1 protein-coding gene is annotated in these 1,052 nt (G+C 70.9%); it reads right to left on the reverse strand.

Annotated elements, in window-relative coordinates:
• On the reverse strand, window positions 1-1,052 hold a 1,052-nt coding region (locus tag P3X83_RS43150), incomplete at both ends, for a polyketide synthase (RefSeq protein ID WP_277311254.1).

A 1,052-nucleotide genomic window follows, 5' to 3' on the forward strand; every position in this document is an offset into this window, starting at 1 on the left:
TCGATGATGGTGTGGACGTTCGTGCCACTGATCCCGAACGACGACACCGCCGCCCGACGCGTCCGGCCACCGCTGGCCCACGGCCTGGACTCCCTCAGCAACTCCACCGAACCGGCCGACCAGTCCACATGCGGCGTCGGCTCATCCACGTGCAACGTACGAGGCAGCGTCCCGTACCGCATCGCCATGACCATCTTGATCACACCCGCGACACCGGCCGCCGCCTGCGTGTGCCCGATGTTCGACTTGATCGAACCCAGCCAGAGCGGTTCGTCGCGGTCCTGACCATAGGTGGCCAGCAGGGCCTGCGCCTCGATCGGGTCACCCAGCGCCGTCCCGGTGCCGTGCGCCTCCACCGCATCGACATCGGCGGTCGACAACCCGGCACTGGCCAGCGCCTGGCGGATCACCCGCTGCTGGGAGGGGCCGTTCGGAGCGGTCAGGCCGTTGGACGCACCGTCCTGGTTCACCGCGCTGCCCTTGACCACCGCGAGCACCGTGTGGCCACTGCGGCGGGCCACCGACAACCGCTCCACCAGCAGCACGCCCACGCCCTCGCCCCAGCCGGTGCCATCGGCCGCCGCCGCGAACGACTTGCACCGCCCGTCCCCGGCCAGACCACCCTGACGCGAGAACTCGGTGAAGATGCCCGGCGTGGCCATCACCGTCACACCACCGGCCAGCGCCCGCTCGCACTCCCCGCCGCGCACGGCCTGGACGGCCAGGTGCAGTGCCACGAGGGAGGAGGAGCAGGCCGTGTCCACGGTCACGGCCGGACCCTCAAGCCCGAACGTGTACGCGACCCGGCCGGAGGCCACACTCGTGGAGGTACCGGTCAGGATGTGCCCCTCCACCTCGGCCGAAGCCCGGCCGCCCGCCCCGTAAAGGGAAGCCGCCGTACCCACGAACACACCGGTCGAGGATCCGCGCAGACCGTCCGGATCGATGCCCGAGCGCTCCAGCACCTCCCAGCAGGCTTCCAGCAACAGCCGCTGCTGCGGATCCATCGCCATCGCCTCGCGCGGCGAGATCCCGAACAGGCCCGCGTCGAA

The organism is Spongiactinospora sp. TRM90649 (assembly GCF_029382225.1).
Classification (GTDB): Bacteria; Actinomycetota; Actinomycetes; order Streptosporangiales; family Streptosporangiaceae; genus Spongiactinospora.